The organism is Niveispirillum cyanobacteriorum, assembly GCF_002868735.1.
Lineage (GTDB): Bacteria > Pseudomonadota > Alphaproteobacteria > Azospirillales > Azospirillaceae > Niveispirillum > Niveispirillum cyanobacteriorum.
Map to the genome: position 1 here is coordinate 357143 of NZ_CP025612.1, position 10477 is coordinate 367619.

The 10477-nt window shown below is 62.5% G+C and carries 9 protein-coding genes; 5 read left to right on the plus strand and 4 right to left on the minus strand.

Translation table 11 applies throughout. The features are described from left to right. Positions 1 to 3: 3 nt before the first annotated feature. Positions 4 to 1461: an alkaline phosphatase D family protein gene (locus C0V82_RS17500; protein ID WP_102113744.1), complete on the plus strand. Its 1458-nt coding sequence runs from the start codon at positions 4 to 6 to the stop codon at positions 1459 to 1461. A 16-nt stretch (positions 1462 to 1477) separates the two neighbouring features. Here the strand turns inward: C0V82_RS17500 and tpiA are convergent, their stop codons facing one another. Both tpiA and C0V82_RS17510 read right to left on the minus strand, forming a co-directional pair. Continuing rightward, on the minus strand, positions 1478 to 2197 hold the full coding sequence (gene tpiA, locus C0V82_RS17505; RefSeq protein ID WP_245924270.1) for a triose-phosphate isomerase: 720 nt from the start codon (positions 2195 to 2197) through the stop codon (positions 1478 to 1480). Positions 2198 to 2234: 37 nt separating this feature from the next. Next, positions 2235 to 2420 (minus strand): hypothetical protein, encoded by a 186-nt coding sequence (locus C0V82_RS17510; RefSeq protein ID WP_158660013.1) that lies wholly within the window; start codon positions 2418 to 2420, stop codon positions 2235 to 2237. Positions 2421 to 2881: 461 nt separating this feature from the next. On the opposite strand from C0V82_RS17510, the gene C0V82_RS17515 reads away from it, so the two are divergent. From C0V82_RS17515 to C0V82_RS17525, 3 genes are all read left to right on the plus strand, one after another. Beyond that, positions 2882 to 5440, plus strand: a complete 2559-nt coding sequence (locus tag C0V82_RS17515) for a TonB-dependent receptor (RefSeq protein WP_158660014.1) — start codon at positions 2882 to 2884, stop codon at positions 5438 to 5440. A gap of 68 nt (positions 5441 to 5508) precedes the next feature. Further along, positions 5509 to 6789: a histidine-type phosphatase gene (locus tag C0V82_RS17520; protein ID WP_158660015.1), complete on the plus strand. Its 1281-nt coding sequence runs from the start codon at positions 5509 to 5511 to the stop codon at positions 6787 to 6789. A 128-nt stretch (positions 6790 to 6917) separates the two neighbouring features. Further along, positions 6918 to 7289 carry a hypothetical protein gene (locus C0V82_RS17525; RefSeq protein ID WP_102113749.1) on the plus strand — a complete coding sequence of 124 codons (372 nt, stop codon included), beginning with the start codon at positions 6918 to 6920 and terminating at the stop codon, positions 7287 to 7289. A 63-nt stretch (positions 7290 to 7352) separates the two neighbouring features. Here the strand turns inward: C0V82_RS17525 and iolG are convergent, their stop codons facing one another. Beyond that, the gene (gene iolG, locus C0V82_RS17530) at positions 7353 to 8333 is read right to left on the minus strand and encodes an inositol 2-dehydrogenase (RefSeq protein WP_102113750.1); all 981 of its coding nucleotides are present in this window, start codon (positions 8331 to 8333) and stop codon (positions 7353 to 7355) included. A 16-nt stretch (positions 8334 to 8349) separates the two neighbouring features. Then, on the minus strand, positions 8350 to 9336 hold the full coding sequence (locus C0V82_RS17535) for a Gfo/Idh/MocA family protein (RefSeq protein ID WP_102113751.1): 987 nt from the start codon (positions 9334 to 9336) through the stop codon (positions 8350 to 8352). 169 nt (positions 9337 to 9505) lie between these two features. On the opposite strand from C0V82_RS17535, the gene C0V82_RS17540 reads away from it, so the two are divergent. Beyond that, on the plus strand, positions 9506 to 10405 hold the full coding sequence (locus tag C0V82_RS17540; RefSeq protein ID WP_199772578.1) for a MurR/RpiR family transcriptional regulator: 900 nt from the start codon (positions 9506 to 9508) through the stop codon (positions 10403 to 10405). Positions 10406 to 10477: the final 72 nt, after the last annotated feature.

Consider the following 10477-nt stretch of genomic DNA (forward strand, 5'->3'; position numbering starts at 1 on the left):
AGTATGCGTTTCCATGGCAGCCGGCGGCAGTTCCTGGCCGGCACGACTTCGCTGGCCGGTGTGTCCTTGTGGCCGGCGGCTGGGCTGGCGGCGGTGCTGGGTTACCCCCGCGCCTTGCAGGGGCCGATGGTGGGCGCACCCGGCCCCGGCCATGTCACTGTCTGGGTACGGGCCAGTGGGGCCTTTGATGTCACGCTGGAGGTGGCGGCGGAACGGACCTTCGGCAAGGTCATCGCCACGCAGACGGTGCGGGCACGCTCAGAGGATGATTGCTGCGTCACCCTGCGCGCCGAAGGGTTGAAGCCGGCCACTACCTACTGGTACCGGTTGAAGTTCGATGGTCAGCTGGACCGTGAACAGCCTTTCCCTTACCGCACGCACACGGCACCCGGCGGCAAAGCGGATTTCCGCATCGCCTTCGGGTCCTGCTGCCGTATCCAGTTCGACGCCGAACAGCCGATCTGGTCGGTGGTGCAGGCGCTGGAGCCGGACATGTTCTTCTGGCTGGGCGACAATATCTATGGCGACAGCGACGAGCCGGCGGCACTGGCGGAGCTGTATGGGCGGCAGCGACTGGTCCGCCGCCTGGAACCGCTGCTGCGCGGCACGCCGCAACTGGCCATCTGGGACGATCATGATTTCGGCTATAATGGATCTGACGGCACCAGCCCATATAAGGACGGCTCGCTGAACGTTTTCCGCCATTACTGGCCTAACCCGTCCTTTGGGCAAGCGGACAGCAAGGGTGTCTATTTCAAGCAATCCTATGGCGGCGTGGATTTCTTCTTCCTAGATGGCCGCTATCACCGCGACCCGACGGAAAACCGCGACGATGCCGGCAAGACCATGTTGGGCGCCGCACAGAAGGCGTGGCTGAAGGCCGGGCTGCTGGACAGCAAGGCGGTGTTCAAGGTGCTGGTTTCCGGCACCGGATGGTCCACCGCAGAGAATGAAAAGGGCGGCGACAGTTGGGGCGTGTTCATGACGGAGCGCAATGAGATCTTCGATTTCGTGCGCGACCGGAACATTGGCGGCGTCGTCTGCATCTCCGGCGACAGCCATATGGGCGAGTTGAACTGTATCCCACGATCCGCCCATGGCGGGTACGACATCTATGATCTCTGCTCCTCGCCGCTCGCCCAGATGCCGGCCACCAAGAACCTGCGCCAGATGCCGGAGGTGCGCATCCGCGACACCTGGAACCGCAGCGTCAATGTCGGGGTGCTGGATTTCCAGATGGGCGAAAAGCCCAGCCTGACCATGACCCTGCATGACGTGTCGGGCGCGCGGGTCTGGGAACCGCTGGTCCTGACCCCGGCCGACCTGACTAATGGCAGGCGCACCTGGGATGTGAAGGCTGATCCCGGCGAATTGAAGCGTCTGGAACGGTTCCGCAAGGGTGGGGGCTATTACGGCACCGACATGCCTGAAGGCTGGCCCGATAAGCCTTACTATCAGTGACGAGGGGGGCGGCGCGTCAGGCGCCGCCCAGACCGGCGAGGGCAATCGCCTTGAAATCGGCGGGTTTCAGGCTGGCCCCGCCCACCAGCACCCCATCTACACCGGGTAGGTGCAGGATGCCGGCGGCGTTGGCCGCCGTCACCGATCCCCCGTAAAGTACGCGGACATCCCCACCGCCCGGCAGCAGGGTGGCCAGTTCTGCCTTGATCAGTGCATGCATGGCAGCGATGGTGCCGGCATCCGCATGACGGCCCGTGCCGATGGCCCAGATGGGTTCATAGGCGATGATGATGCTGTCCGCGTCCAAACCGGGCGGCAGACTGTCGTGCAGCTGCCTGGCCACGATGGTGCCGGCCAGTCCTGCCTCTCGCTCCATCAGCGTTTCCCCGATACAGATCAGAGGGCGAAGCTCGGACAACCGGGCCGCCGCTGCCTTGGCCGCGACCAGGGCGCTGTCTTCCCCTTGTGACCGTCGTTCGGAATGGCCCAGAATGACATGACTGGCCCCGGCATCGGCCAGCATGGCGGCGGAAAGATCGCCTGTATGTGCGCCAGATGCCCGGTGATGGCAATCCTGCGCGCCGACCAGCAATGGTCCGGACGCCGCCAACGCGGCGATATCGGACAGCAGGGTGGCCGGCGGGCAGATCAGCATCTGCACCCCCGGCCGCACCGTTTCCAGCCAGTCCGCAAGGTCGCGCGCCAGGCCCAGCCCATCGGCGCGCAGCCCATTCATTTTCCAGTTCCCGGCGATAAATGGAACGTTCATTTCATCACCCCCGCACCGTCTTGGCCCTTTTCGGGGCCATCGGAATGACCCGCGCCATGCCCAGCCGTCCCGGGGATTGCCCCGCCTGACGCAGGATTTCAGCCAGATGACGGCCGACATCCTTATCGCCTGGCGGGTGCAGGATCGTCACTTTCTGCATACGGATCATAGGGTTGCGTACCCTGGCCATGGGGCGGCTCCGGCATTGTCGGGTGAAGGGGAGGGCGCCCGTGGCGTCCGTGGAATGCAAATTCCATCGGCCCACAAAAAAATACAAGAAAAATTCCATTTCTATTGACGAATGGAATTTTCGTTCATAAGATCACCTCAACAATCGAAACCGATGGTGATTCCGATCCGGATCAGTCATCACAATAACAATTCAGGGAGACAGTGATGCCCAGGAACAGAAGGGCTGGTCGTGGCAGACGACAGCACCCAACCACACGGTCGAATGCATGTTCCCACCGCCCTGGCGGCGGATGAGGGGAACTGCGGACCTGTGCATTGCATGGATGTTCCGCAATCGCTTGCAATGAAGAATTCATGGGGATGACGCGGCGCCTTCGCAGATGGCAGCCAGAAGCAGGGTCAGGATGCCTTGCCACTTTTTGCATCCCCGTTTGAAGATCAGCCTTTCTGGAGATGACAATGACGCCGTTAAAGAAAACTGGCGCGCTGCTGACCACCCGGCTTGTGGGTTGCGTCAGCCTGTTGGCCCTGTCCGCCGCCACCCTGTCCCAGGCCGCTGCGCAGTCCGCGCCGCCGGCAGGTGACATGCTGGAGGAAATCCAGGTCACGGGCATGCGTCTGGCCGAGAAGAAGGCCCTGGAATTGAAGCAGAACGCCGTGGGCATCGTCGATGCCGTGGTGGCCGACGATGTCGGCAAGCTGCCGGACCAGAATGTGGCGGAAGCCATCAAGCGCCTGCCTGGCCTGTCGGTCGCCAATGACCAGGGCGAAGGCCGCTATGTCATCATCCGTGGTGTCAGCCCCGATCTGGCCAATGTCACGCTGAACGGCCAGACGGCGGCAGCACCGGAACCGGCAGGCCGGTCGGTCAAGCTGGACGATATTCCGTCGGCCATGATTGGGTCGGTGGAGGTGGTGAAGAGCCTGACGCCCGACCGCGATGCCAACGCCATCGCCGGCCAGGTGAATATCAATACGGTCAGCGCCTTTGACCGGAACAAGTTCTTCGCGACGGCCCGTGGCAGCATCGGCCAGTATCAACTGAACAAGAAACATCCGTTCGGCGGTGATGTCACCGTGGGCGACATTTTCGGTGATGATCGGCAGTTCGGCCTGGTCCTGTCCGCCAATTATGATGAACGGCCCATCCGGTCGGAGAATGTGCAGGGTTCCACCAACTGGCGCACCGTGGGCGGTTATGCCGTGCCGGACGATTTCCGTCCGCGCGAATATAACCTGACCCGCAAGCGTATCGGCGGCGTGGCCAATTTCGACTGGAACGTCAACGACGCGACCAAACTGTATCTGCGCAGTTCCTACGCTGAATATTCTGACAGCGAGGTGCGTGATCAGTTCCGTGTGGAAATCCCCACCACCATCACGGCGCAGACGGCCACCACCGGCAGCTTCCGGGCGCGCGGCACCCGGTTTGTGCGGGTGCGCGAGGAGGATGACAATACCGTCACCGCCAATGCCGGCGGCAAGTTCGAGATCGGTGAGGGCACGCTGGAGGTGGACGCCACCTATACCCGCGCCGTTAAGGAAGACCCGCTGCGCAGCGAGTGGCAGTTCCGCACCGGCTCCAACGCCTTCACGGCCACCTTCGACACGACCAGCGATATCTATCAGGTCACGCCGGCGGCGGAGGCCTATAACGCTGCCCTGTACGGCGCGCGTTCCGTGTCCTACGACCATCGCAAGGCGGAAGAGAACCTTTACCAGTATCGGGCCGATTACAAGCTGCCCGTGGAACTGGGCGATGATGCCTTTGTGAAGGTCGGCGCCAAGTACCTGTCGCGGCACAAATCAAACAACCGCGATTATGAAAGCTATGACGCTACCGGCTTTACCCTGGCATCGGTCACGGGGGAGGCGACGGGCCGCGCTGTGTTCGGTGGGCGGTTCCCCATTGATCCGCGCGTGGATTATGATGCCGCAGAGGCCTATGTCGCGTCCCATGCGGGTTCGCTGACCTACAGCCGATCCGGCTCCATCTCCAACACACTGGCCAATGATTACAAGGTCACGGAGGATGTGACGGCGGCCTATGCCATGACGTCGATCACCTGGGACCGGCTGACCCTGATCCCCGGCGTGCGTATGGAACATACGCAGGGTGATTTTGCGGCCAAGATTATCAATGCCGCCTCCACCCCCGCACAGGATTTCAATTCCTTCGGCAAGAGCAGCTATACCGACTGGTTCCCCGGTATCAATGCCCGGTTCGATGTGAATGAGCGGTTCATCCTGCGCGGTGCCGTGACCACGGCCATTGGCCGCCCCAACTATGCTGACCTGCCGCCCTTTATTTCTGTCGATACGGGCGCTGCGACCGTCAGCAAGGGCAATCCCGACCTGACGCCGCTGAAGGCCGTGAATTTCGACCTGTCGGTCGAATATTACCTGCCCAGTGAGGGCGTGCTGTCGGTAGCCCTGTTCCAGAAGGATATCGACAACCCGATCTACAGCCAGGCTATCACCGTGACCAACGGCACCTTTGGCGGCATCACCCTGCCGACCGCGCTGGTCACCACGCCGCTGAATGCCAAGTCGGCCACCGTGAAGGGTGTGGAGGTGAATGCCAGCATCCAGGGCACCTTCCTGCCGTCACCCTTCGACGGTCTGGGCGTGCAGGGCAACCTGACCCTGACGGACAGCAAGTCCAAGGGCGTGCTGGGCCGTACCGACACGCTCCCCATGTTCAGCCAGTCCAAGCGCGTGGCATCGGCGCAGATTTATTATGAGAAGGATGGGCTGTCGGCCCGTGTTGCCTATTCCTACCGTTCGCCGTTCCTGGACACGGTCGGGGCCAACAAGGCGACCGATATCTATACCGACAGCAACGGTTCCATGGATGCCCGCCTGGGCTACAATTTCACCAAGCAGCTTGAGGTGTATCTGGAAGGGGCCAATCTGACCGATGCCAAGTTCCGCCGCTATATCGGCGTGAAGCATCAGATGGCGGAGGCCGAGCGCTATGGAAGGTCGGTCAAGCTGGGTGCGCAGTTCAAATACTGATGCCCCGTCCTTGCGACCCCGGCGGTAGATAGCCGTCGGGGTTTCCTTGCCCGACAATGGGGAAATCCATGATGCACACGATGCTGCGTCCGCTGCTTGCCGCCACTGCCCTGTGCCTGCCGCTGACGGCGGCCGCCGTTGAGCTTCCGGCACAGCCGGCGGGCCTGAGCCTGGAAAAGGTGGTGATGTTCACCCGCCACGGGATCCGCCCACCCACGAAGGAGCCGGCGGCCGGTCTGGCCGCACAAGCCTGGCCCACCTGGTCGGTGCCCTATGGCAACCTGACCGATCGGGGCGCGCAGGGCGTGGTGCTGCTGGGCCGGTTCGACCGGCAGTTCTTTGCCACGCGCGGCCTGTTTCCCGCCGATGGCTGTCCGGCTGATGGGCAGTACAAGGTGGAAGCCAGCGCCAAGGAACGCGCCATCCGCACCGCCAAAAGCATGGTGGAAGGCTTTGCTCCGTCCTGCAAAGTCACGGTGACTTACCCGACCACCGCTGACGAGGACAGCGTCTTTCACCCGCTGACCGTGCCCGGTAACCGCCTGGACCCCGTCAAAGCCATGGCCGCTTCCTCCGTAAAGCTGCCACCCGGCGGGCTGAAGCAGGAGATGGCGGGGTTCGAGACAGAATTCGCCCTCTTGCAGAAGGCTCTGGGCCCGCAGGGCGATGAATGGTGTGCCAAGAAGAAGCTGCAGGCAGGGTGCAAGATCGCCGATCTGCATACCGCCTTGGAACCGGATGAGGAGGAGGGGCGGCCCGATGTGGGCGGTGCCTTCGGTCAGGGATCGACCATCAGCCAGACCTTCCTGCTGGAATATCTGGAAGGCAAGCCGATGGAGCAGGTGGCCTGGGGTCGGGCCAGCCGCGACGATATCGAGCGCATGCTGAACTTCCATCCGTTGAAATTCAAATATGAGAACCGGCCTTCCTACATTTCCGACCGCGCGGCGGCGCCCATCATGCGCCGGCTGCTGTCCTACCTGCAGGATGGGCAGGTGAAGCTGGCCCTGATGGCGGGCCACGACACCAATATCGCCGATCTGGCTGGCATGTTGGACCTGCATTGGCGTATCGACAGCTATCCCGCCGATGACACGCCGCCGGGCGGGGCCATTGGGATCGAGATGCTGCACGACCAGCAGGGCCAGCGCTTCATCCGCGCCTTTTATCGTGCCCAGACCATGGACCAGTTGCGCAACCTGGAACCGCTGGACCTGAAGACCAGCCCGGCGGTGGTCACCTATATGGCCCTGCCGCTTTGCTCCAAGGGGCCTGACAAGACTACCTGCCGGGCAGAGGATTTCTTCGCCGCCATCGATGCCAAGCTGAAGGCAGCCTCCCAACCCTGACGGTTCCTCCCTCTCATGCTTCAACACCGTCAGCCTTGCCGCCCCGGAGCGATCCGGGGCGGCTTCTTCGCTTGGTGGAACGCTCCTGCACAGGTAAGTTGCATGAAAAGAGCAGGTGCTTCATCAAGATGTCAGAGCAACTTCCAGCCGTCCGTATTGTCGCGGTGCCGCCGGGTGAGGCCCCGCTGTGGGTGAGGGAGGCGTGGGTAGGCCTGGAATTGCCGCTTGTTCGTTATCTGTCTTCCAGAAAATTCCTCTGTGCCGGAGTGCTGTCAGGGTCCCGGTCGCGCTTTGGGTGGCTTTGGGATTTGCTGCGGGGCCGCACGGAAACAATCACCGGATACATGATCGACGCTGCTCTGGCGGTGGATATTCTGTGCGCCTCAAGTCCGGCAGCGGCCGCTTGGTGGAGAGAGAACACGCCGGACTTGTTGGCGCCCAAGCGTTGCTTCATCTTCCATGCGGACGTTTGCCGGATGCTGCCGGAAGGTTCCATATAGTCAGCAAAATGGCCCGCTCCGTATCGCTACGGGGCGGGCCATTAAGGTGACCAGATGTGATGCCTACAGCGTCACCACCTGTCCGGCCCTTACCGACTGTGCCGCAGCCTCCGCCAACTCCAGGGCGCCAACCCCATCAGCATAGGTAATCGCCGGAGAGACCTTGCCCGACAGGATGTCGGCGAAATGGTCCATTTCCAAGCGGTAGGCGGCGGCGTAGCGGTCCAGGAAGAAGTTCTGCAACCGGTCGGTGGCTGCACCCTCCGCTCCCCACACGGATACGGTGCTTTCCAGCACATTGTCGGCCTTGACCATGCCCTTGGACCCGAATGCCTCGATCCGCTGGTCATAGCCGTAACCGCTGCGCCGGCTGTTGGAGATGACGCAGAGCTTGCCGCTGCCGGTACGCAGCAGGATCTTGGCCGTGTCGACGTCCCCGGCCTCCCCGATCGCGGGATCGACCAGACAAGAAGCGGCGGCATAGACCTGGGTCACCGGCTCGGAAAGCAGCCAGCGGGCCATGTCGAAATCATGGATGCTCATGTCCTTGAAGATGCCGCCCGATACCTTGATGTAGGAAACCGGCGGCGGGGCCGGATCGTGGCTGGTGATCTGCACCGTCTCCAGTGCTCCCACCGCGCCGCTGTCCAGCCGCGCCTTCAGCGCCTGGAAATGCGGATCGAACCGACGGTTGAAGCCCAGGAACAGCCGGGCACCGGCCAGGCTGGCGGATGCCGACCGGGCGCGTTCCAGGTCCTGATCGATCGGCTTTTCGCAGAATACCGCCTTGCCGGCGGCAACCGCGCGGCAGGAATAATCCAGATGCGTGTCGGTGGAACTGGCGATGATCACGCCGGCCACCGACGGATCGGCCAATGCCGTCTCCAGGTCGGCCACCTGCGCACCCGTTTCGCTGGCCAGGGCGGCGGCGGCAGTTGCCACCGGATCTACGATATATTTCAGGCGCAGACCCGGATGACGGGCGGCATTGGTGGCGTGGATGCGGCCAATGCGGCCTGCGCCCAGAATGGCAATGTCATGCATGATTTTGGGTCCCTTATTACATTCTCACAGGCTGGCCGGTCTGGACGGACAGTGCCGCCGCTTCGGCCAGGGCCAGCGCGTCGATGCTGGCCTGATATCCGGTTTCAGGTTTGGCCGTGCCGGCCAGCACCTGGGCGAAATGGTCAAGTTCGGCGGCATAGGCGCCGGCATAGCGGTTCATGAAGGCATAGGGGAAGGCGTCCGCCTGCGCCCCATCGGCGCCCCAGACGCTGACCGTGCTTCGCACCTCATTATCCATGCGGGCCATGCCCTTCGATCCAAAGGCTTCGATCCGCTGATCATAGCCGTAACCGGTGCGCCGGCTGTTGGACAGGGTGCAGAGGCGGCCCGAACCGGTGCGCAGCACCAGCTTGGCCGTGTCCACATCGCCCAGCCGCCCGATTTCCGGATCGACCAAACAAGAGGCCCAGGCGAAAATCTCTACCACCTTCTCCCCCAGCAGCCAGGGGGCGAGGTCCAAATCATGGATGGTGAAATCCTTGAACAGGCCGCCACTGCCGGGGATGAAGCCGGCAGGCGGGCTTTCCGGGTCGTGGTTGACGACATGCAGGGTCTCAAGGCTGCCGATGGTCCCGGTGTCGATACGGGCCTTCAGCGCCCGCACATGCCGGTCGAAGCGACGGTTGAAAGCCACGAACAGGGCGGGCGCCTGGGGTCCGAAATGGTCCGCCGATGCAAGCAGCCGGGTCAGGTTCAGGTCCAGCGGCTTCTCACAGAACACCGCCTTTCCCGCCCCCAAGCAGGCCAGCACATGATCCAGGTGGCAGTCGGTGGCACTGGCCACGATCACGCCCTTCACATCCGCATCGGACAGGACGTCTTCCAGGCTGGCCACGCGCGCACCGGTACGGCTGGCCAGACGGTCGGCGGCATCGGCGCGCGGGTCAACGATATAGGCAAGGTCGAGGCTGGGATGGGCAGCGGAATTGCCGGCATGGACCCCGCCCATCCGGCCCGCCCCCAATTGTGCGATCTTGAACATGGAACCTCCCCTGGACGGTCGCTCGCCGTCCTTGTCTGGAACAGGCTCTATCATAGAACAAAAATTCCTTCCATTTAAAAAATGGAATTCATCTGCCGTTCAGCTTCAGTGGTCGATATTCCATCCCGGAACGGATATTCTATCTGAAAGAGCATTGGAACCGAGGGGCATGATGGAAGAGGAAATATCAGATCTGGCGGCACCGCCCGCCACCGCAGAGGAATTGCGGGCTCTGATCCTGGAACGTTATGACGGCTTGTCGAAGCGGCTGAAGCAGATCGCGCGCTTCGTGCTGGATCAGCCGAACGAGACGGCGCTGGAAACCCTGGCCGTGATTGCCGAGCGGACCAATGTCCAGCCATCGGCGATCATCCGCTTTGCCAAGACCTTCGGCTTTTCCGGGGCCAGCCAGATGCAGCGGCTGTTCCGCGATGGTCTGGTGTCGGGCAATGCCGCCCTGAACTATGGCGAACGGGTGCGCAGCTTTGCGCAGAGTGCAGCGACCAACCCGGCCCGCAACCCGGCGGAACTTTTGTCGGAGTTTGTGGGTGGCAATGTCCTGGCGCTGCAGACATTGGAACAGCCGGCGACGGTGGAACAGGTGGACGGAGCCATCCGCCTGATCCAGGGCGCTGACACGCTTTACGTTGCCGGTTTCCGACGGTCTTTCCCGGTGGCGTCATACCTTGCCTATCTGCTGCAACAGGTGGGGCGGCGTACCATCCTGGTCGATGGGGTGGCGGGGCTGGCGCGACAGCAGATGTCGGCCATCCGCAAGGGCGATCTGCTGATCGGCATTTCCTATCAGCCCTATGCCGGTGAAACGCTGGAACTGGTGGAACGCGCGGTGGAGCAGGGGGCCGATATCCTGGCCATTTCCGACAGTCTGGTCAGCCCTATCGCCAAGCCCGCCACCTGTGTTTTGCAGGTACGTGAGGCGGAGGTGCGGGGCTTCCGTTCGCTGGCGGCCAGCATCTGTCTGGCACAAGCGCTGGCCATCGGGCTGGCATTCGCGGCAGAGGAAAAGCCTGTGGAACCGGCACCTAAGCGTAAGGGACGGAAGGCTTGACGGTGGAGTTTTCATTCTATTTTTAAATGGAATGAAATTTCCATTGCATTCCATGATGAAACGCCATAGCTA